General features: G+C 67.8%; 16 protein-coding genes. 11 read left to right on the top strand and 5 right to left on the bottom strand.

Features of this window, described 5'->3' with window-relative positions; all coding sequences use genetic code 11:
* Positions 1 to 60 precede the first annotated feature (60 nt).
* A complete protein-coding gene (locus DIE11_RS19880; RefSeq protein ID WP_124626516.1) occupies positions 61 to 1,581 on the bottom strand; it encodes a CoA-acylating methylmalonate-semialdehyde dehydrogenase in 1,521 nt (506 codons plus the stop codon).
* A gap of 108 nt (positions 1,582 to 1,689) precedes the next feature.
* On the opposite strand from DIE11_RS19880, the gene DIE11_RS19875 reads away from it, so the two are divergent.
* The 7 genes from DIE11_RS19875 to DIE11_RS19845 all read left to right on the top strand — a co-directional run bounded on the left by DIE11_RS19875 (position 1,690) and on the right by DIE11_RS19845 (position 9,021).
* On the top strand, positions 1,690 to 2,625 hold the full coding sequence (locus tag DIE11_RS19875; protein WP_059606543.1) for a LysR family transcriptional regulator: 936 nt from the start codon (positions 1,690 to 1,692) through the stop codon (positions 2,623 to 2,625).
* Between the two features lie 134 nt (positions 2,626 to 2,759).
* The gene (locus DIE11_RS19870; RefSeq protein WP_006753156.1) at positions 2,760 to 2,987 is read left to right on the top strand and encodes a sulfurtransferase TusA family protein; all 228 of its coding nucleotides are present in this window, start codon (positions 2,760 to 2,762) and stop codon (positions 2,985 to 2,987) included.
* A 225-nt stretch (positions 2,988 to 3,212) separates the two neighbouring features.
* Positions 3,213 to 3,650: a peptidase gene (locus tag DIE11_RS19865; protein WP_124626514.1), complete on the top strand. Its 438-nt coding sequence runs from the start codon at positions 3,213 to 3,215 to the stop codon at positions 3,648 to 3,650.
* Positions 3,651 to 3,902: 252 nt separating this feature from the next.
* Positions 3,903 to 4,607 (top strand): response regulator transcription factor, encoded by a 705-nt coding sequence (locus DIE11_RS19860; protein ID WP_006402120.1) that lies wholly within the window; start codon positions 3,903 to 3,905, stop codon positions 4,605 to 4,607.
* On the top strand, positions 4,604 to 5,971 hold the full coding sequence (locus DIE11_RS19855; protein WP_124626512.1) for a FecR domain-containing protein: 1,368 nt from the start codon (positions 4,604 to 4,606) through the stop codon (positions 5,969 to 5,971). The genes DIE11_RS19860 and DIE11_RS19855 overlap by 4 nt, the downstream gene beginning before the upstream one ends.
* 10 nt (positions 5,972 to 5,981) lie before the next feature.
* Positions 5,982 to 8,369, top strand: coding sequence for a CHASE2 domain-containing protein (locus DIE11_RS19850; RefSeq protein ID WP_124626510.1), 2,388 nt, complete (start codon positions 5,982 to 5,984; stop codon positions 8,367 to 8,369).
* Positions 8,370 to 8,406: 37 nt separating this feature from the next.
* Entirely contained in the window at positions 8,407 to 9,021 is a 615-nt protein-coding gene (locus DIE11_RS19845; protein ID WP_124626508.1) for a DUF4136 domain-containing protein, read from the top strand.
* A gap of 60 nt (positions 9,022 to 9,081) precedes the next feature.
* Here DIE11_RS19845 and galU read toward each other — a convergent pair whose 3' ends face one another.
* On the bottom strand, positions 9,082 to 9,966 hold the full coding sequence (gene galU / locus DIE11_RS19840) for a UTP--glucose-1-phosphate uridylyltransferase GalU (RefSeq protein ID WP_059606556.1): 885 nt from the start codon (positions 9,964 to 9,966) through the stop codon (positions 9,082 to 9,084).
* 87 nt (positions 9,967 to 10,053) lie between these two features.
* Positions 10,054 to 12,921, bottom strand: coding sequence for a valine--tRNA ligase (locus tag DIE11_RS19835; RefSeq protein WP_124626506.1), 2,868 nt, complete (start codon positions 12,919 to 12,921; stop codon positions 10,054 to 10,056).
* A 213-nt stretch (positions 12,922 to 13,134) separates the two neighbouring features.
* On the opposite strand from DIE11_RS19835, the gene DIE11_RS19830 reads away from it, so the two are divergent.
* Both DIE11_RS19830 and DIE11_RS19825 read left to right on the top strand, forming a co-directional pair.
* Positions 13,135 to 15,498, top strand: coding sequence for a UvrD-helicase domain-containing protein (locus tag DIE11_RS19830; protein WP_124626505.1), 2,364 nt, complete (start codon positions 13,135 to 13,137; stop codon positions 15,496 to 15,498).
* Complete coding sequence (locus DIE11_RS19825; protein WP_124626503.1) at positions 15,495 to 16,292, top strand: 5'-methylthioadenosine/adenosylhomocysteine nucleosidase; 798 nt, start codon at positions 15,495 to 15,497, stop codon at positions 16,290 to 16,292. The genes DIE11_RS19830 and DIE11_RS19825 overlap by 4 nt, the downstream gene beginning before the upstream one ends.
* Positions 16,293 to 16,358: 66 nt before the next feature.
* On the opposite strand, the gene DIE11_RS19820 is transcribed toward DIE11_RS19825, so the two are convergent.
* Positions 16,359 to 17,597, bottom strand: coding sequence for an MFS transporter (locus tag DIE11_RS19820; RefSeq protein ID WP_059606563.1), 1,239 nt, complete (start codon positions 17,595 to 17,597; stop codon positions 16,359 to 16,361).
* Positions 17,598 to 18,014: 417 nt separating this feature from the next.
* Here DIE11_RS19820 and DIE11_RS19815 point away from each other — a divergent pair, with 417 nt between their 5' ends.
* Positions 18,015 to 19,688, top strand: a complete 1,674-nt coding sequence (locus tag DIE11_RS19815) for a methyl-accepting chemotaxis protein (protein ID WP_124626501.1) — start codon at positions 18,015 to 18,017, stop codon at positions 19,686 to 19,688.
* 196 nt (positions 19,689 to 19,884) lie between these two features.
* Positions 19,885 to 20,913 carry an EpsG family protein gene (locus tag DIE11_RS19810; protein ID WP_124626499.1) on the top strand — a complete coding sequence of 343 codons (1,029 nt, stop codon included), beginning with the start codon at positions 19,885 to 19,887 and terminating at the stop codon, positions 20,911 to 20,913.
* Between the two features lie 36 nt (positions 20,914 to 20,949).
* On the opposite strand, the gene DIE11_RS19805 is transcribed toward DIE11_RS19810, so the two are convergent.
* A complete protein-coding gene (locus DIE11_RS19805) occupies positions 20,950 to 21,825 on the bottom strand; it encodes an HlyD family secretion protein (protein WP_047900486.1) in 876 nt (291 codons plus the stop codon).
* Between the last annotated feature and the right edge of the window lie 12 nt (positions 21,826 to 21,837).

The raw sequence follows: 21,837 nt of genomic DNA, 5'->3' as shown, positions 1-21,837 counted from the left end.
CCGGCCTTCCGCATGCCTGCCGCCCGTGGGCACATCCGGCGGGCGGCATACCCATCGCGCTTACTTCGCGGTCGGCATCGCGAACTCGGCACCCTTGCCGATGCTCGATGACCAGCGCTGCATCACCGACTTCTGGCGCGTGTAGAAGCGCACGCCTTCCTCGCCGTATGCATGCATGTCGCCGAACAGGCTCTTCTTCCAGCCGCCGAAGCCGTGCCATGCCATCGGCACCGGAATCGGCACGTTGATGCCGACCATGCCGACCTGGATGCGCCGCGCGAATTCGCGCGCGATGCCGCCGTCGCTCGTGAAGCACGACACGCCATTGCCGAACTCGTGCGCGTTGATCAGGTCGACCGCTTCGCCGAAGTCCTTCACGCGCACGCAGCCGAGCACGGGCCCGAAGATTTCTTCCTTGTAGATGCGCATGTCGGGCGTCACATGATCGAACAGCGTGCCGCCGGTGAAGAAGCCTGCCTCGCGGCCCGGCACGCGCAGCCCGCGCCCGTCGACCACCAGTTGCGCGCCTTCGCTCACGCCTTGCTCGATATAGCCTTCGATGCGCTTCAGCGCTTCGCCGGTGACGATCGGGCCCATCTCGACTTCCGGCGACATCCCGTCGCCGATCACCAGCTTGCGCGCGAGCTCGGCGACCGCCGGCACGATCTTGTCGGCCACGTCGCCGACCAGCACCGCGACGCTGATCGCCATGCAGCGTTCGCCCGCCGAGCCGTACGCGGCGCCGATCAGCGCGTCGACCGCCTGCTCGATGTTCGCGTCGGGCATCACGACGAGGTGGTTCTTCGCGCCGCCGAGCGCCTGCACGCGCTTGCCCGACTGAACCGCACGCTGCTGCACGTAGGCCGCGATCGGCGTCGAGCCGACGAAGCTGACGGCTTGCACATCCGGATGGTCGAGCAGCGCGTCGACCACGTCCTTGTTGCCCTGCACGACGTTGAACACGCCGGCGGGCAGGCCGGCCTGCGTCAGCAGGTCGGCCATGAACAGCGCCGCCGACGGGTCGCGTTCGCTCGGCTTCAGCACGAACGTGTTGCCCGTCGCGAGCGCGACCGGGAACATCCAGCACGGCACCATGCAGGGGAAGTTGAACGGCGTGATCCCGGCGACAACGCCGAGCGGCTGGCGCATCGTCCAGTTGTCGATGCCGGTGCTGACCTGATCGGTGAAGTCGCCCTTCAGAAGCTGCGGCACGCCGCATGCGAATTCGATGATGTCGATGCCGCGCGCGACTTCGCCCTGCGCGTCGGAGAACACCTTGCCGTGCTCGGCCGTGATGATCGCGGCGAGCGCGTCGCGGTGTTCATTCATCAACTGCAGGAAGCGGTGCAGCACGCGTGCGCGGCGGATCGGCGGCGTCTCGGCCCAGGCCGGGAACGCGGCGTGGGCGGACGCGACGGCTTTCTGCACCTCGTCGTCGCCGGCGAGCGCGACGCGGCGCACTGCGCGGCCGAGCGCCGGATTGAGGACGTCCTGGAAGCGGCCGCTGCGGCCGGCAACGGGCGCGCCGTCGACATAGTGGCCGACGTCGGCGTCGGACGTGTAGGCGGGAACCGGGTTCATCGTGTCTCCAGAGGATGGGGGTGGACGGAACCTAGTCTAGGCAAAGCGGCGGGGCGGGAGAAGGCCGCGCAGCTTGATTCACTGTTCAGAATTCTGAATAATCGGTGAATGAATCAGCAAAATGTCCAGGCGCTCTGGCCGCATATCCATTCGCTGACCGTGCTGGCGGCGGCAGGCAGTTTCACGGCCGCTGCGCAGCGGCTCGGCATCAGCAAGGCCGCGATGAGCCAGCGCATCGCCGATCTCGAGAAGGCGGCCGGCGTGCCGCTGGTGCGGCGCACGACGCGCAGCGTTCGGCTCACCGACGCGGGGCAGACGCTGGTCGACAGCACGCGCGACGCGTTCGAATCGATCGGCCAGCACTTCGCGCGCGTGAAGGACCTGGCCGGCGAACCGCGCGGGCTGCTGCGCGTGACGGTGCCCGTCGCGCTGGGGCGCCAGCAGGTCGTGCCGCACTTGCCCGATTTCCTGCGGCAGCATCCGGGCGTGCATATCGAACTCGACCTGTCCGACCGGCTGCATTCGCTGACGCAGGAGGGTTTTGACCTCGCGATCCGCCATACGACGATCGCGCCGCAAACCCACGTCGCGTGGAAGCTGTGCGACACGCGTTCGTTGCTCGTCGCGAGCCGAGACTACCTCGACGCGCGCGGCACGCCGCGCCACCCGAGCGAACTCGTCGACCACAGCTGCCTGTGCTACCTGCGCGACAACGAACCGGCGGCCTGGAGCTTCGAGCCGGACGGCCGCCGGCGCCAGCGCGTGAGCGTGCCCGTGCGCGGCAGCTTTGCGGCGAACAACAGCGAGGCGATGCGCGAGGCCGCGCTCGGCGGGCTCGGCATCGCGCTGCTGCCGGATTTCAGCGCGCGGCGCGATCTCGACGCCGGCCGGCTCGTCGCGCTGCTCGATGGCTGGCGACCGTCGGGCGCGTTCGGCGACCACATCTTCGCGATCCGGCCGTACAGCCCGGTCGTGCCGAGTGCCGTGCGCGCGCTCGTGCGGCACCTGCGCGAGCGGCTCGCGGGCGGTTTCACGGGCGCCTGACGGGCGAGGGCTCGCGAGGGCGGGCGCGCCGCGTCGCATGGCCGGGCGCCGGCCGCGCGGGCAGGGGGGCGCTGCGGTAAAATCGCTGTTTCCTCCCGCGCCCGTGTGGCGCGTCATTCGAAGGTCGACAGCCGATGCAGATTCACAAGGAAGTGGATGCGCGCGGGCTCAATTGCCCGTTGCCGATCCTGCGCGCCAAGAAAGCGCTCGCCGATATGGAGAGTGGGCAGATCCTCAAGGTGCTCGCGACCGATCCGGGCTCGCAGCGCGATTTCGCCGCGTTCGCGAAGCAGACGGGCAACGAGATCGTCGAAGTGACGACCCAGGACAAGACGTTCGTATTCCTGATGCGCCGCCGCTGACGGTCCGCATCACGCGCCGCTTGCGGCACCCGCACGGGCAGCGCGCGTTGCGGCCTGGCCGCGCCTCTGCACCTCTGACAATTCTTAAACCTCGTCACACGGCCGGCTGCGTATACTGACCCGGCCGGTCGTCCGTCTCGGATGGATGCGCCGGCCACGGTACGTCACATGAGGCTGGCACGGGGGCCATGCCTGACGCTACCGTCGTACAAACGGGGAGAGGACATGTCCTTCAGACCAGGGACCATTCGAAGTCCGTCCGCAGCGGAATGCATCGCGCCCGCACGCGCGGCGGGGTTGAGCCGGATCGAGCTCGACCCGGAACGGGATCGCCACGCGCGTGCCGCGCTGGAAGCGTACGCCGATTCGGCGGCGGCCGAGATGCCGTGGCTGGCCGAATCGCTCGATGAAAGGCTGCGCGGCGCCGCGCAGGACGACGGCGCAGGCTTCACATATTGCGGCGCAACGGTCGAGCGCGTGTTCGATATCGCGCAGACGTGGGCGGCGAGCCAGCCCGACTACGCGGCGCCGGCGTGGGAGCGCGTGCGCGGCCAGCTGGAGCGGCTGCTGCGGCAGCCGGAAGATCTCCCGGCCGCGCGGCTGCGGCGCCTGTCGACCGACGATCTGTCCGAGCCGGTGGCCGGCAAGGCGGGCCCCGACTAGGCGCGCGATCGCGCGACGGGAAGGATTATTCGAATAAAGGACCGTAGTTCGCGCAATTTCTTGGCGAATTTCATACTACTATGGTGAAATCGCCGGTTCGTCCGTGCCCCGTTTTCGAGATATTTTGCCGGGGTGCCGTGTCGCGCAGGTTGCGCGCTCGGCAAACGACGGCTCGCCGGCCGGCGTCGGCGGCTGCGCGGGGTGAGCGCGGGGAGCTGAACTGGACGAATCGATTTCGATTTGCGGGGTGCTATGAGAATTGCTGTACTGGATGACGATCCGGCCCAGACGGATTTCGTCAGTCAAACGCTGACGGCCGCCGGCCACACATGCTATGCGTTCAAGGAAGGCAAGGCCCTGAAGAAGCGTCTGCAGCGCGAGACGTTCGATCTGCTCGTGCTCGACTGGAATGTGCCGGACATGTCCGGCGAGGAAGTGCTCAAGTGGGTGCGTGCGAACCAGACCGAGCACAGCCTGCCGATCATCTTCATGACGAGCCGCGACGACGAGGCGGGGATCACGCAGATCCTCAATGCCGGCGCCGACGATTACGTGGTCAAGCCCGTGTCGGGCCCGATCCTGCGCGCGCGCATCGGCTCGCTGCTGCGGCGCGCGTATCCGGTCAACGCGGAGGCGACCGTTCGCGAGTTCGACCAGTTCCGCTTCGACGTGAACCTGAAGCAGGCGTACGTCGGCGACAAGGCCGTGAGCCTCACGCAGAAGGAATTCGAGCTCGCGCTGCTGCTGTTCCAGCACCTCGACCGACCGCTGTCGCGCGCGCACATTCTCGATCTCGTGTGGAAGCAGGCGACCGACATTCCGTCGCGCACGATGGACACGCACATCTCGATGCTGCGCACGAAGCTCGGCCTGCGGCCGGAAAACGGCTATCGCCTCGCGCCGATCTACGGCTACGGCTACCGGCTCGAGCGGGTCGGCCAGGGAGAACCGGAGTGACCCAGCGAATCACGCAGCGCACGGCGCGCTTGCGCACGGCGGCACTGCACGCGGCGTGCGCGGTCGCGGTTGCGTTCGCGTTCGCGGCACAGCAGGCCGTTGCGCAGCCGCCCGCTGCCGTGGGCAAGACGGTCGTCTACCGCACGCATGCCGGCGACACGCTGTACGACGTCGCCGCGCGCTACCTGCAGGGGCCGGACGACTGGCAACTCCTGCAGCAGATCAACGGCGTGCCCGCGCCGAAGCGCCTGCAGCCGGGCGTTGTGCTGAAGCTGCCCGTCGCGCGCTTGCGCAAGGAAAAGCTGACCGCGCGCGTCGTCGCAGTGCAGGGCACGGCCGAGCGCGCGTCCGGCGCCGCTTACGCGCCGCTCGTGAGCGATGCGACGCTCACCGAGGGCGACCGCGTGCGCACGGGCGCGAACGGCTTCCTGACGCTTGAACTGGCCGATGGCACGCACATGAGCCTGCCGCCCGACAGTCAGCTCGACCTGAAGACCTTGCGCCGCACCGTGCTGACCGGCACGCTCGATCGCGAATTCGAACTCACGCGCGGCTCGGTCGACAGCGAGGTCACGCATCTGAAGAAGCGCGACGACCGCTTCCAGATCCGCTCGCCGTCGGTCGTGGCCGGCGTGCGCGGCACGCGGTTCCGCGTGAACTACGACGCCGCCGGCAACGCGGCGACGCGCGTCGAGGTGCTCGACGGCACCGTCGGCGTCGCGGGCAAGCAGCAGTCGGCCGACCCGACGCTCGTGCATGCGAACTTCGGCAGCGTCTCGACGTCATCCGGCGCGGTCGGCGCCCCCGTGCCACTGCTGCCGGCGCCCGCGCTCATGCATCCCGACAAGGTGCAGGACGAGTCCGACCTCACCTTCGACATCGCGCCGCTCGAGCGTGCGCATGCCTATCACCTGCAGCTCGCGCGCGACGCGGGCATGCTCGAGCTGTTCAGCGAAACGCGTACGGTCTCGTCGCGTGCGGTGTTCCGCGAGGTGCCGAACGGTACGTACTTTGTCCGGATTGCCGCGATTGACGACAACGGTCTCGAAGGCATGCCGCACATTTACGCGTTCGAGCGGCGCCTGATGGGGCTCGACGCGACGGCGTCGCCCGGCCCGAACGGCTATGAGTTCCGCTGGTCGCCGAACGGCGCGAGCAAGGATGCGCGTTATCGGTTCGTACTGTCGCGCTCGAAGGACCTGAGCGCGCCGGTCGTCGACCAGATGGGCCTGCAGGCGCGCAGGATCACGGTTTCGCACCTGCCGCCCGGCGACTACTACTGGGCGGTGACGGTCGAGGAGTTCGACGGCGGCAAGTTCTATCAGAAGACGAGTCCGGTCAGCGCGTTCACGTTGTCGCGCTGACCCGCGGCGCATGAAAACCGACTCCGTTTCCCCGCGGCGGCGCCTCGGCCGCCGCTTTCTGATCGAGTGGATCGCGATCGGCTGCCTCGGGATCGCGGTAATCCTCACGTGCGCGTTCGGCCGGTTCTCGTCCAGCGTCGACGGGCTCATCTACGACCGGCTGCTGATGCTGCGCAGCCTGCCGTTGTCGCCCGATGTCGTCGTCGTCGACATCGACAACCAGAGCGTGTCCGCACTCGGTCGCTGGCCGTGGCCGCGCAGCGTGCACGCGCGGCTGCTCGACACGCTGGCGCGTGCGCAGCCGGCTGCCGTCGTCTACGACGTGCTGTTTACCGAGCCGTCGCCGGAAGATCGCGCGTTCGCGGACGCAATGACCCGTGTGCCGACCTTCCTGCCTGTCTTGCTGAGTCCCGAGCAGGCGGACGGCACGCGCACCATCGATCCGCCGGTGGCCGAGCTGTCGGCACGCACGACGGGGCTTGGCCACATCAATCTCGAAGTCGACCCCGACGGTATCGTGCGCAGCGTCGCGCTGTTCGAAAGCGACGGACGCGTGCGCTGGCCGCAACTGATGGTGCCCGTCTATCGTGCGATCCAGGCCGGCCGGCTGCATCCGGTCGGCGGTGTGCCCGGCGCGAATGCGCACGACCTGTCGCGCGACGCGACCGGCGAGGGCCGCTACCTGATCCCGTTCAGCCGCAACACACCCGCCTATCCGACGCTGTCGTTCGACGACGTGCTCGAAGGGCGCGTGAAACCCGACGCGCTGCGCGGCAAGATCGTTGTCGTCGGCGTGACCGCATCGGGCCTCTACGACCGCTTCGCGACCCCGGTGTCGGGTGACTTCGGCCCGCTCGCCGGCGTGTACATTCATGCGAACGTGCTCGACATGCTGACCACCGGCAGCGCGATCCTGCCCGCGTCTCGTATCTGGCTCTTCGCCGCATCGCTGCTGCCGCTCGCCGTGCTGCTGGGCGGATTCCTGATGCTGTCGCCGTGGCGCGCGCTGCTGCTGACGCTGAGCCTGGCCGCGCTGTCCGTCGTCGCGAGCCTGGCGCTGCTGTTCGAGGCGCGCGTGTGGCTGTCGCCCGCGCCGGCGATCTTCGGGCTGATCGCCGTCTACCCGATCTGGAACTGGCGGCGCCTGGAAATGACGATGTCGTACCTGCGCCGCGAGCTGCAGCGGCTGGCCGACGAGCCGCACCTGCTGCCCGAGGCGCCGCGCACGCGCAGCGTCGGCGGCGACGTGCTCGAACGGCAGATGGCGTTGATGGCGCAGGCCGCGCAGCGCGTCCAGGACATGAAGCGCTTCGTGTGGGACAGCCTCGACAGCATGCCGGAGCCGATCTTCGTCACCGACCTGGCAGGGACCGTGCTGATCGCGAACCATGCGGCGAAGCGCTACGGGGAACGCCTCGCGCTGCCGCTGCCGGAAGGGCGGCCGCTGCGCGCCGCGCTCGGCGAGCTGACCTTCATGAAGACCGTCGACGGCAACGCCGAACACGACGTCACGATCCGCGAACACTGGCCGGCCGCGCTCGACCCGACGCTCGGGGCCGAAGACGAAGCGATGGCGCGCGGCATCGAGGTGCGCGATCGCGACGGGCTCGACCATCTGTTACGCTACGCCCCGTGTACGAATGCGCAGGGCCACGTGACGGGCTGGATCGCCGGCCTCGTCGACGTGACCGAACTGCACGCGGCCGAGCGGCAGCGCGAGGAGGCGCTGCACCTGCTGTCGCACGACATGCGCTCGCCGCAGTCGTCGATCCTCGCGCTCGTCGAGATCGAGCGCGATCGCGTCGAAACCGACGCGATGCGCGGGCTGCTCGCGCGGATCGAGCGATATGCGCACCGCGCGCTGTCACTGGCCGACGAGTTCGTGCAGCTGGCGCGCGCGGAGTCGCAGGCATATCAGCTCGAACCGACCAGTCTCGTCGACGTGCTGATCGACGCGAGCGACGAAGTCTGGCCGCAGGCGCAGGCGAAGCGCATCCGCATCGAGACCGACGTCGGCACCGACATGTGCTGGGCGCGTGCCGACCGCTCGCTGATCACGCGCGCGTTCGTCAACTTGCTGAACAATGCGGTCAAATACAGTCCGTCCGACACGGTGATCACGTGTACGCTGACGGTCGAGCATGCGTCGAAGCGGATGTTCTGTACGATTCGCGATCAGGGGTACGGCATTGCGCCGGAAGATCAGCGGCATCTGTTCGAGCGTTTCAAGCGATTCCATGCGGGCGAGCGGCCTGAAATCTCGGGCTCGGGGCTCGGCATGGCATTCGTGAAGACGGTCGTCACGCGCCACGGCGGCAGCGTGACGGTCGACAGCGAAGTGGGTGTCGGCACCGCGGTGACGGTGTCGCTGCCCGCGATCGACGAGCCGTCCGCCTGACAGGGCCGGGCACGACGGCAGGCATTTGGGGGAAGTCATGAGAAAGGAATGGGCAGCGACCGCGGTGGCGGTGGCGCTGTTGACGGGTTGCGCCGGCGTCACGACCGGCGTGAGCGCGCTCGGGCAGCCGACCGCGTTCGAATCCGGGGCGCACGACTACGATTTCGTTCGCACGGCCGCGCAGGCGGACGACGCCGAATACCGGCAGATCGAGACGCTCGTGCGCGACGAACTCGCGCACCGCGGCTTCAACGCGCAGCCCGGCCAGGCCGCGCGCTACCGGCTGTCGATCGCGTACGCGACGCAGCCGGCGTCGGTCGCGGCGACGGCCGACCAGTGCGGCGCGGCAAGCAGCGCGTGCGTGACCGTCGACGGGCCGGCACCGTTAGCGCTGCCGTTCGCCGGCAAGGTGTACCGCCACGTGCTGACGCTGCGTTTCGTCGACGCGAAGTCGGGCGCCGACGTCTATCGCGTGTCGGCGTCGATGCGCGATCGCGATGCGGGCACGCAGCGGGCCGCGCCGACGCTCGTGAAGAGCGCGCTCGCGAAGCTGCCGTTCGAGCAGGGCGACGGTTGGCTCGTGAAGACGAAAAAAGACGACGCGGGCGCAATGCCAAGCGTCGTCTCGGTGAAGTCGGCCGCCATGCGCTGACGCGCCGGCCGTGAGGTGAGGGCGGGCCCGCCGCGCAGGCGAGGCCGGCCCGTGCCGCGTTCAGGCAGCCGGGTGCCCGTTGCCGCGCGCGCGCAGGTACGCGTCGAACTCTGCGCCGACTTCCGGGTGGCGCAGCGCGAATTCGACCGTCGCCTTCAGGTAGCCGAGCTTGCTGCCGCAGTCGTAGCGCGTGCCCTGGTACTTGTACGCCAGCACCTGTTCATCGGCGAGCAGCGCCTGGATCGCGTCGGTGAGCTGCAACTCGCCGCCCGCACCCGGCTTCAGCGCGCGCAGGTGTTGGAAGATCCGCGGCTTCAGGATGTAGCGGCCGACCACGCCGAGGTTCGACGGCGCGACTTCCGGCGCCGGCTTCTCGACGATCGCCGACATCTTGACGATCGACTCTTCCCATTCCTTGCCGTCGACGATGCCGTACGACTTCGTCTCCGACGGCGGGATCTCTTCCACGCCGATCACCGAGCTGTGATAGTGGTCGAACACATCGACCATCTGCTTCATCACGGGCGGGTTGCCGTCGAGCAGGTCGTCGGCGAGGATCACCGCGAACGGGTTGTCGGCGACGAGCTTCTCCGCGCACAGCACCGCATGGCCGAGGCCGAGTGCTTCCGGCTGGCGCACGTAGAAGCAGTCGACGTGGCTCGGCTTGATGCTGCGCACGAGTTCGAGCAGTTTCTCCTTGCCGCGCGCCTCGAGTTCGGCCTCGACTTCGTACGACTTGTCGAAGTGATCCTCGATCGCGCGCTTGCTGCGCCCGGTCACGAAGATCATCTCGGTGATGCCTGCGGCGATCGCTTCCTCGACGGCGTACTGGATCAGCGGCTTGTCGACGACGGGCAGCATTTCCTTCGGGCTCGCCTTCGTTGCCGGGAGGAACCGCGTGCCGAGACCGGCAACGGGGAATACCGCCTTGGTGACTTTCAACATGATCGAACCTTTATTCCTGTAATCGACTTGTCAGACAGTCTATGTTCACGTTCCGATTATAGTGAACGCAAACGACCTTACTGTTTGTTACGCAGGCAACCGATCGAGCTGAGCGCGCAGTTTTTCCAGCGTGCTCTGGAATTCCGCGACGCGCTTCTGCTCCTGTTCGACCACGGCCGGCGGCGCTTTCGCGACGAACGCCTCGTTGCCGAGCTTCGCGTTGCACTTCGCGATTTCGCCCGTCAGACGCGCGATTTCCTTCGACAGGCGCTCGCGTTCGGCCGCGACGTCGATTTCCACCTTCAGCACCAGCTTGTTCGGGCCCACGATCGCGATCGGCGCGCCGTGCGCCGCCTGGTCGAGCGTCGCTTCGTCGGCCAGGATCTGCACTTCCGACAGGCGGGCGAGGGCCTGGACGTACGGCGCGAACGAGCGCAGGCGCTCGGCATCGCCGGCCGCGAGCAGCGGCACCTTGGTCGCCGGCGACAGGTTCATCTCGCCGCGCAGGTTGCGGCACGCGTCGACGATCGCTTTCAGGTCGGCCGCCCATTGCTCCGATGCCTCGTCGATCTTCTGCAGGTTCGCAATCGGATACGCCTGCGTCATCAGCGACGCTTCGCCCTCGGCCTTGCCTTGCGGATAACGGCCGGCGAGCGGCGCGACCTTCTGCCAGAGCGCTTCGGTGATGAACGGAATGATCGGGTGCGCGAGGCGCAGCACCGTTTCCAGCACGCGCAGCAGTGTGCGGCGCGTCGCGCGCTGCTGTTCCGGCGTGCCGTTCTGGATCTGCACCTTCGCGAGTTCGAGGTACCAGTCGCAGTACTCGTCCCACACGAACTTGTAGATGCTGGTGGCGATGTTGTCGAAGCGGTAGTCGGCGAAGCCCTTCGCGATGTCGGCCTCGGTGCGCTGCAGGAGCGACACGATCCAGCGGTCGGCCGCCGAGAAGTCGAGGTAGCCGCCGGGGCCGCAGTCGCCCGCGCCGCACACTTCCGGCTTGTCGGCGCCGCAGTCGTGGCCTTCGCAGTTCATCAGCACGAAGCGCGTGGCGTTCCACAGCTTGTTGCAGAAGTTGCGATAGCCTTCGCAGCGCGCGAGGTCGAAATTCACGTTGCGGCCGAGCGTCGCCATCGACGCCATCGTGAAGCGCAGCGCGTCGGTGCCGAACGCGGCGATGCCGTCCGGGAATTCCTTGCGCGTCTTCTTCTCGATGGTGGCGGCCTGTTTCGGGTTCATCAGGCCCGTCGTGCGCTTCGCGACCAGCGTTTCGAGGTCGATGCCGTCGACGATGTCGATCGGGTCGAGCGTGTTGCCCTTGCTCTTCGACATCTTCTGGCCTTCCGCGTCGCGCACGAGGCCGTGCACGTAGACGGTGTGGAACGGCACCTTGCCGGTGAAGTGCGTCGTCATCATCACCATCCGGGCGACCCAGAAGAAGATGATGTCGAAACCCGTGACGAGCACCGACGACGGCAGGAAGTGCTTCAGTTCAGGCGTTTCGTTCGGCCAGCCGAGCGACGAGAACGGCACGAGCGCCGACGAGAACCACGTGTCGAGCACGTCTTCATCGCGCTTCAGCGCGCCCGTGTAGCCCTGCGCGGCGGCCTTCGCGCGCGCGTCTTCCTCGTTGCGTGCGACGAACACCTCGCCGTTCTCGCCGTACCATGCGGGAATCTGGTGGCCCCACCACAGCTGGCGCGAGATGCACCAGTCCTGGATGTTCTCGAGCCACTGGTAGTAGGTGGTCGTCCAGTTTTCCGGCACGAACTTGATCTGGCCGTTGCGCACGACGTCGAGCGACGTTTCGGTGATCGACTTGCCCGGGTTGAACGTGCCTTCCGGCGCCGGCTTCGTCATCGCGACGAACCACTGGTCGGTCAGCATCGGCTCGATCACGACGCCCGTGCGGTCGCCGCGCGGCACCATCAGCTTGTGCGGCTTCACGGAGTCGAGGAAGCCTTCCGCATCGAGGTCGGCGACGATCGCCTTGCGCGCGTCGAAGCGGTCGAGGCCGCGATACTGCTCGGGGCCGTTGTCGTTGATCTTGGCGTCGAGCGTCAGGATCTCGATCGGCGTGAGGTTGTGGCGCAGGCCGACCTGGTAGTCGTTGAAGTCGTGCGCGGGCGTGACCTTCACGACCCCCGTGCCGAACTCGCGGTCGACGTAGTCGTCGGCGATCACCGGGATCTCGCGGCCCGTCAGCGGCAGCGTGACGAGCTTGCCGATCAGGTGCGCGTAGCGTTCGTCCTCCGGATGGACCATCAGCGCGACGTCGCCGAGCATCGTCTCGGGACGCGTCGTCGCGACGGTCAGCGAGCCCGAACCGTCGACGAGCGGGTAGCGGATGTGCCACAGGTGGCCGTTTTCCTCTTCGCTCGCGACCTCGAGATCCGACACCGCGGTGAGCAGCACCGGATCCCAGTTAACGAGGCGCTTGCCGCGGTAGATCAGGCCCTGTTCGTAGAGCGTGACGAACACGTCGCGCACGGCGGCCGACATCTTGTCGTCCATCGTGAAGTATTCGCGCGACCAGTCGGGCGACGCGCCGAGGCGGCGCACCTGGCCGGTGATCGTCGAACCGGATTTTTCCTTCCATTCCCACACGCGCTCGACGAACTTCTCACGGCCGAGGTCGTGTCGCGACACGCCCTGTGCGTCGAGCTGGCGCTCGACGACGATCTGGGTCGCGATCCCCGCGTGGTCGGTGCCGGGCAGCCACAGTGTGTTCTCGCCGAGCATCCGGTGGTAGCGGGTGAGGCCGTCCATGATCGTCTGGTTGAACGCGTGGCCCATGTGCAGCGTGCCCGTCACGTTCGGCGGCGGCAACTGGATCGAGAAATCGGGGCGGGCCGGATCGAAGGCCGGGGCCGCATAGCCGCGCTTTTCCCACTCCGGCCCCCATTGGGACTCGATGGTGCGGGGCTCGAAACTCTTCGCAAGCGTGTTGTCGCTCATGGTGGAAATCTGCCGAAAAATGCGTGAATTGGATGCCGAATCTGACAATTATAAATGGATGCACATCGGCCAGCCATCGCTGGCCCGCGCGGGCAGGTCGCAGGGGCGCCGCAACGCGGGCGACGGCATGCGGCGGAACGGATCGAAAACGGCATCGCGCGGCCGACTTATAATGGCGGGTCCGCACTTTTCTCGCACGTCCGCTGCCGCTCCATGCCCGATCTGCTCGCCAATCTGAACCCTGAACAATACGCCGCCGTCACGCTGCCGAACGAACCGGCGCTGATCCTCGCGGGGGCGGGCAGCGGCAAGACCCGCGTGCTGATCACGCGCATCGCGTGGCTGATTCAGCAGGGCTACGCGTCGCCGGCCACCGTGCTTGCCGTCACCTTCACGAACAAGGCCGCGCGCGAAATGATGGCGCGGCTGTCGGCGATGATGCCGATCGACACGCGCGGCATGTGGATCGGCACGTTCCACGGGCTGTGCAACCGGATGCTGCGCACGCACTGGCGCGACGCCGGCCTGCCGCAGACCTTCCAGATCCTCGACACGGCCGACCAGTTGTCCGCGATCAAGCGGCTGATGAAGGCGGCGAATGTCGACGACGAAAAATATCCGCCGAAGAACGTCCAGTACTTCATCAACAACGCGAAGGAGCAGGGGCTGCGTCCCGACAAGGTCGACGCGTCCGACAACTTCAACCGCAAGTTCGTCGAGCTCTACCAGGCGTACGACCAGCAGTGCCAGCGCGAGGGCGTCGTCGACTTCCCCGAGCTGCTGCTGCGCTGCTACGAGCTGCTCGCGTACAACGCGCCGCTGCGCGCGCACTACCAGGCGCGCTTCAAGCATATTCTCGTCGACGAGTTCCAGGACACCAACAAGCTGCAGTACGCGTGGCTCAAGATGCTCGCGGGCGGCGAAAACGCGATCTTCGCTGTCGGCGACGACGACCAGTCTATCTACGCGTTCCGCGGTGCGAACGTCGGCAACATGCGCGACTTCGAAGACGAATTCCGCGTGCGCAACCTGATCAAGCTCGAGCAGAACTACCGGTCGCACGGCAACATCCTCGACGCGGCGAACCAGCTGATCTCGAACAACTCGCATCGCCTCGGCAAGAACCTGCGCACCGACGCTGGCCATGGCGAGCCCGTGCGCGTGTACGAGGCGAGCACCGATGCGCAAGAAGCCGGCTGGATCGTCGAGGAGATCCGCTCGCTGATCAACACCGGGATGTCGCGCAGCGAGGTGGCCGTCCTGTATCGCAGCAATGCGCAGTCGCGTGCGATCGAGCACACGCTGATGACGTCGGGCATCCCGTATCGCGTGTACGGCGGCCTGCGCTTCTTCGAGCGCCAGGAAGTGAAGCACGCGCTCGCGTACCTGCGCCTGATCGACAACCCGAACGACGACACCGCGTTCGTGCGCGTCGTGAATTTCCCGACGCGCGGGATCGGCGCGCGCTCGATCGAGCAGCTCGCGGACGCCGCGCGCCTGTACGACTGCTCGATGGCCGCGGCGATCCCGTACGTCACCGGCAAGGCCGGCACGAGCCTCGGCGCGTTCGCGAACCTGGTCGCGAAGATGCGCGCCGAGACGCAGCAGATGAGCCTGCCGGAAACGGTCGAATACGTCGTGCGCGCGAGTGGCCTCGCCGATTTCTACCAGGGCGAGCGCGAAGGCCAGGACCGCCTCGAGAACTTGCAGGAACTCGTGAACGCGGCCACCGCGTTCGTCAGCGAGGAAGGCTACGGGCTCGATGCGCCGGCCCGCTCGATTCCGCTGCGCGCGGGCGCGATCGCGGCGCCGGAGCTTGGCGTGGACGTGGACGATCCGACAGTCGACGTGCTCGATCCGGCGCCGCTCGGCGACCCCGCGCAGAACCCCGACACGATGACGCCGCTCGCGGGCTTCCTGTCGCACGCGTCGCTGGAGGCCGGCGACAACCAGGCGCAGGCCGGCCAGGACGCGGTGCAGTTGATGACGGTGCACGCGGCGAAGGGTCTCGAATTCTCGGCCGTGTTCATCACCGGCCTCGAGGAAGGGCTGTTCCCGCACGAGAACAGCGTGCTCGAATCGGATGGTCTCGAGGAAGAGCGGCGGCTGATGTACGTCGCGATCACGCGCGCGAAGGAGCGGCTCTACCTGTCGTTCGCGCAGAGCCGGATGCTGCACGGCCAGACGCGATACAACGTGCGCTCGCGCTTTTTCGACGAATTGCCGGAGCACGTGCTGAAGTGGCTCACGCCGAAGGTCGAGGCGGGTTCGCGCTGGGGCGGCCGCTCGGACAACGCCGGCTGGGGGCGCGACTGGTTCGCGCGGCCGGGCGGCGGCAGTCGCGAGCAGGTCGTCGACGCGGCGGTCTCCGCGCCGCTGCCGGCGTTCGCGAACAAGCAGCGCGCGGCCGACACCGGCTTCCGCATCGGCCAGCAGGTATTCCATACCAAGTTCGGCGAGGGGACGGTCACTGCGCTCGAAGGCAACGGCGCCGATGCGAAGGCGCAGGTGAAGTTCAAACGGCACGGCGAGAAGTGGCTCGCGCTGGCGGTCGCGAAACTGCAGGCGGTGGAATGATGAGCATCGCCATGACTGAAACGGTTTCGACGCGCCCGCTCGGCATTCTGGCAGCGCTGCCCGAGGAACTCGGCGACCTGATCGCCGCGATGCGTGCCGAAGGCGTGATGAAGACGATCACGCTCGGTCGCCGCGATTATCACGTCGGCACCGTGCACGGCGCGGCCTGCGTCGTCACGCTCGCGCGGGTCGGCAAGGTTGCGGCCGCCGCGACGGTCAGCGCACTGATTCATGTGTTCGGCGTGTCCGGCATCGTATTCACCGGCGTCGCCGGCGGCGTGTCGCGCACGGTACGCGTCGGCGACGTCGTCGTCGCCGATCTGCTGCTGCAGCACGATCTCGATGCGTCGCCGCTGTTTCCGCGCTACGAGGTGCCGCTGCTCGGCATCACGCGGTTCGCGACCGATGCGGCGCTGACGGCTCGTCTGAAGGCCGCGTGCACGCTGTTCGTCGCCGAGGAGGGCGCGCGGTTCGCCGAGCGTTTCGGGCTGGCGGGTGCGACGTTGCACGGCGGGCTGATCATCAGCGGCGACCGCTTCGTGTCGAGCGAGCGGGAAGTCGTCGCGCTGCGCGACGCGCTGCCGGACGCGCTCGCGGTCGAGATGGAAGGTGCGGCGATCGCGCAGGTGTGCGCCGAGCACGACGTGCCGTTCGCCATCGTGCGCACGATCTCCGATACGGCCGACGATCACGCGACGCAGTCGTTCTCGCATTTCCTGTCGGCGATCGCGAGCAGCTATTCGTCCGGCATCCTCAAGCGTTTCCTTTCGCTGCATGCGACGACGGCGGCCTGAAGCCGCCGTCGCACTTTCCCTTCGAATCGGTCGGCCGGCCGCGGCACACATGCCGCGCCCGGTTCGTCACGTCTTCTTGCGCCGGCTGCTTTCGAGGTTCGGCAGGAACACCGTCAGCACGCCGATCAGCGGCAGGAACGAGCACACCTTGTAGACGAACGTGATGCTCGTCGCATCCGCGAGCTGGCCGAGCACGGCGGCACCCACGCCGCCCAGGCCGAACGCGAAGCCGAAGAACAGGCCCGCGACCATCCCGACCTTGCCGGGCATCAGCTCCGTCGCATAGACGAGGATCGCGGCGAACGCCGACGCCAGCACGACGCCGATGATCACGCTCAGCACGCTTGTCCAGAACAGGTTCGCGTACGGCAGCAGCAGCGTGAACGGCGCGACACCGAGGATCGACACCCAGATCACGTACTTGCGGCCGATCCGGTCGCCAACCGGGCCGCCGATCAGCGTGCCGGCCGCGACTGCCGCGAGGAACACGAACAGGTGGATCTGCGCGGCCTGCACCGACAGGTGGAACTTGTCGATCAGGTAGAACGTGAAATAGCTGTTGATGCTTGCGAGGTAGAAGTACTTCGAGAAGACCAGCAGCACCAGCACGCCGATCGCGGCGAGCACGCGGCCCTGCGACAGTGTCGGATGGCCGGCCGCCGCGGCCTTCTTCTTCATCGACGGATGCTTCTTGTACCAGTGGCCGATCTGCGTGAGGACGACCATCGCGACGAGCGCGGCCGCCGAGAACCACGCAATGCTGTGCTGGCCGTGCGGAATGATCACCAGCGCGGCGAGCAGCGGCCCGAGTGCCGAACCTGCGTTGCCGCCGACCTGGAACAGCGACTGCGCGAGCCCGTGCTGACCGCCCGATGCCATCCGCGCGACGCGCGACGATTCCGGATGGAACACCGATGAGCCGCAGCCGACCAGCGCCGCCGCCGCCAGCAGTGTCGGGAAGTTCTGCGCGGCCGACATCAGCAGCAGCCCCGCGAGGGTGAAGCCCATCCCGACCGGCAGCGAATACGGTTTCGGCCGCTTGTCCGTGTACAGGCCGACAAGCGGCTGCAGCAGCGACGCGGTGATCTGGTAGGTCAGCGTGATCAGGCCGATCTGCGCGAACGACAGCGCGAACTGGCTCTTGAGCATCGGGTAGATCGCGAGGATCAACGACTGGATCATGTCGTTGAGCATGTGCGAGAAGCTGATCGCGCCGAGCACGGGGTAAACGGTACGCGGAGCGGGTGGGGCAGACGGCTGGGCTGCGGCTGTTGCGCCGGCGCCCGTATCGAGGCTGGTTTCCATGTGAGCTGAGCGAGTTGAGGTGGCGGGACGCGCTCTGATGGGGATCGGCGCGTTCGAATCGTTGTTGCGTCAAAGAAGTCTAATGTGGCGCATCGAGAATGTCAGGACAAGTTTTGTCGCGATTCGGACATTGCTGTGACGATTCGGCCATGACGCGTTTTTTGGCCAGGTATAACGCTGCGACGCTGCGGCGGGTCCGCCTTTCATCGGGCCGCGCGGGACCGGGTTGGTGTTTGCCCGGACTCAAGGCGCGCCGATGGCGGCCGTAGAACGACGCAGCGACATCACGAGTGCGCCACGTGCGGCACCGGCCACGAGCCGGGCGAGCGCAGGGCGCGCGGCATGGCGGGCCATCGCGGCAATGCCGGCCGCCGGAACCGACCTTTCCGGCGGCATGATCAATACGGGGAAATATCGATGAAAGCAGCTTCATTGCATCCGCGGCCGGTTGCGGCCGCCGCCGCATCCGACGCAGCCGTCAGGCCCGCCGCATGGCGCGCGCGCTCAGCCGGGCGCGAACGCCGGTCGTGGACGGTCAAGGCGACGTTGCGCGCGGCCTTCGCGATCCTGCTGGCCGGCACGCTCGCGATCGGCGTGTTTTCGTTGTGGCAGATCAGCCGGCTGAACGCGTCGATTGCGTCGGTCTATGAGCAGGGGCACGTCGCGAGCCGGGCGGCGGAGGAGGTGCGCGCCGAGGTGCTGCGCGCGAGCCGCGCGCAGAAGATGCTGCTGACCGCGACCACCGCGAAGGAGCGCGACGACCTGGGCGCCGAGGTTGGCGCGGGGCTCGCGTCGATCGGCCAGGCGCTCGCGACGCTGCAGCGATACGCGGATCCGTCCGATGCGGACGATTCCGCGCGACTGCGCGCGTTCTCGATGGCGGTCGGCACGTGGAGCGGCCATCTGCGCGATTTCGTCGCGCTCGTGCAGGCGCAGCCGCTCGACCTGTCGCAGATGAACTGGCAAGTCGGCACGCAGGACGTGTCGCTGCTGGTCGAGACCGGCAAGCTCGAGAAGCTCGTCGCGATGCTGGTGAAGACGCGCGGCGCGAAGTCGAAGGCGACGCTCGATGCGTCCGCAACGATCTTCTCGTCGTCGTTCGCGATGATCGCGGCGATGACGGCCGCGCTGATCGTGCTGGCGATCGCGATTGCCGAAGGGGTCGTGCGCCGCCTCGCGTCGCAGCTCGGCGGCGAGCCCGCGGAGGCGAAGGCGATCGCCGCCGACATCGCGCGCGGCGACCTCACACGGCATATACCGCTCGGCCGGCACGACCGCGACAGCATGGTGCGTGCGCTGTCCGACATGCAGACCGGGCTCGCGGCGACCGTCGGCGAGATCGCCGTTAGCGCCGAGGCGATCGCGGCCGCGTCCGGCGAGATCTCGACCGGTAACCTCGACCTGTCGCGGCGCACCGAGCAGCAGGCCGTCGCGCTGGAGCGCACCGCGGCCAGCATGGAGGAACTCACGTCGACGGTGCGGCAGAATGCCGAGAACGCGCGGCAAGCGAGCACGCTCGCGGCCAATGCGTCGGCCGTCGCGGAGGCGGGCGGCGAAGTCGTCGGGCGTGTGGTCGCGACGATGAGCGAGATCGACGACAGCGCGAAGAACATTCGCGACATCATCGGCACGATCGAGGGGATCGCGTTCCAGACCAACATTCTCGCGTTGAACGCCGCGGTCGAGGCGGCGCGCGCGGGTGAGCAGGGACGCGGTTTTTCGGTGGTCGCGGGCGAGGTGCGGCTGCTCGCGCAGCGCGCGGCGACCGCGGCGAAGGAGATCCGTGCGCTGATCGGCGCGTCGGTCGAGCGCGTCGCGAACGGCGCGGCGCTCGCGCACGACGCGGGCCGCACGATGAACGACGTGGTGCGGGCGGTCAAGCGCGTGACCGACATCATCGGCGAGATCTCCGCGGCGTCGGACGAGCAGAGCGCGGGAATCGACGAGATCGGCCGCGCCGTCACGCAGATGGATGCGGGCACGCAGCAGAACGCGGCGCTCGTCGAACAGGCAGCCGCAGCAGCGAACGCGCTCGACGAGCAGGCGCAGGCCCTCAAGTCGCTGGTCGGACGCTTTCGCATCGCGGCCTGAGCGTCGCTTCGTCCCACGCCGTCGCGAGCCGTCCGTGGGCGACGCGCAGGCTGGCGGGCTGCTGTCGATCGGTGACAGTCCGTGCAGTCGGCCCGCACGCAATCCCTTACAATGCGCCTCCACATAGCTGGGGGCCAGATCCGCGGGCACGGTCGCACCGACTCCGGGGCGACCGCACGCCGAGCGGGTCGTAACAATGACGATGACGATTTACCTGACGGGATACGTGTGGATGCTCGCGTCCGCCGCGATCGGAATGCGCACGCGTACGGCCGCGTGGCGATGGCTCGCGGCGGGCATCGCGCCGGCCGCCGCGTTCGCCGTGCTGCGGGGCCGGACGGGCACCGACACGGCGATCTACCACGACATCATTACCGGCATCTGGAGCGGCAACCTGAAGGTCGTGCCGCGCACGCTCGAACCGGGCTTCGTCTGGCTCGTGCGCGCGCTTGGGTGGCTCGGGCACGATCCGCACATCGCGATGGCGATCCTGTCGCTGCTGGTCGTTGTCGCGTGCGTGGCCGCGTTCGGCCGGAGCGCCGAGGACGCATGTGTGTTCGCCACGCTGATCTTTCCGCTGTTCTTCTACGACATGGCGATGAGCGGCGTGCGCTACGGCGTCGCGTTCTGTGTCGCGAAGCTTGCTTCGGACGCGTGGGCGCGCAGGCGGCACGGCGCGTCGTTCGCGTTCGCTGCCGCGGCGACCAGCATGCACGTGTCGGCGGCGCTGCTTGTCGTGCTGCTGCAGATCCGACGGTTGCGCCTGCTGCGCTATGCGGGGCTGGCGGTCGCGATCGGCGGCGTGCTGTTCGCGATGCATCACGACGCGCTGCTCGCGAAGGTCGGCCTGTATGCGGCGTTCACGCCGCCCGCGCAGACATCGGGCGGCGCACCGCTCGGCCTTGCGATGCTGACGCTCGCTGCCGGCTGGGTGCTGCTGGCGCGCATGCCGCGCACGCTCGTGTTCCTGTTCGTTTGCGAGATCGCGAGCTTCGCGCTCGCGCGGGTCAGCTATGCGGGGCTGCGTTTCCAGTGGCTCGTGCTGTTCGCGATGGGCTGTCAGTTCGTGCCGATACAGCACGTGCCGGGGATCCGGCGCCGGCACGTCATCGTTGCGCTGGCCCTGATCGGCGCCGTCGGCTTCGCGATGCGAATGCGCAACATGCTCGGCGAATACGGGCTCGGCCCGTCGCCGTTCCTGCCTTACCGGTTCTTCTGGGAATGACGCGGCCGGGTGCGGTGGCGCCCGGCCGGAGTGCGGTCACGACTTCTTCTGCTTGTCCGGATCGATGATGACCGTGCAGGTCGTGCCCGCCGACAGCACCACGTCGGCCGGCACTTCGTCGATGCGGATGCGCACCGGCACGCGCTGCGCGAGGCGCACCCAGTTGAAGGTCGGGTTCACGTCCGCGACGAGGTCGCGGCTTTGCGGGTTGTCGCGATCGTAGATGCCGCGCGAGATGCTCTCGACATGGCCCTTCATCACGCCGCCGCTCATCAGCCGCATCTCGGCCGGTGCGCCGACCTTCACGCGCGGCAGCTTGGTCTCCTCGAAGTAGCCGTAGACCCAGAACGAATGGCTGTCGACGATCGCGAGCTTCGCCTGGCCGGCCACCGCGTAGTTGCCCTTGAACGTCTGCAGGTTCGTGATGTAGCCGTCGACCGGCGCGACCACGCGCGTGCGTTCGAGATTGAGCTTCGCGGCATCGAGCGCGGCGATTGCCTGCTGGTACTGCGCGTCGGCGCTCGATGCGCTGTGCGCCGCGTTCTCTCGGTTTTCCTTCGACACGACGAGCGCGTCGAGGTCGGCACGACGGGCCGCGTCGTCGCGGCGCATCTGCAGTTCCGCGCGGCGGGCGGCGACGGCCGCCTGCGCCTGCTCGACTGCGATCTGATAGTGCGACGGGTCGATCTGCATGATCAGGTCGCCTTTTTTCACGAGCTGGTTGTCATGCACCGGCAGCTCGACGATCGCGCCCGACACGTCCGGCGCGACGTTGACGATCTCGGCACGGACGCGCCCGTCGCGCGTCCAGGGATCGTCCATGTAGTGCACCCACAGCGAGCGCCCGATCAGGATCGCGACGAGAAGGATGACGGCGGTCGCGACGAAGCCGAAGAGTTTTCTGAGAATCATGATGGTTCGGAA

Source organism: Burkholderia sp. Bp9012, assembly GCF_003853825.1.
GTDB lineage: Bacteria > Pseudomonadota > Gammaproteobacteria > Burkholderiales > Burkholderiaceae > Burkholderia > Burkholderia diffusa.
This window is presented reverse-complemented; position numbering and strand designations above follow the sequence as displayed.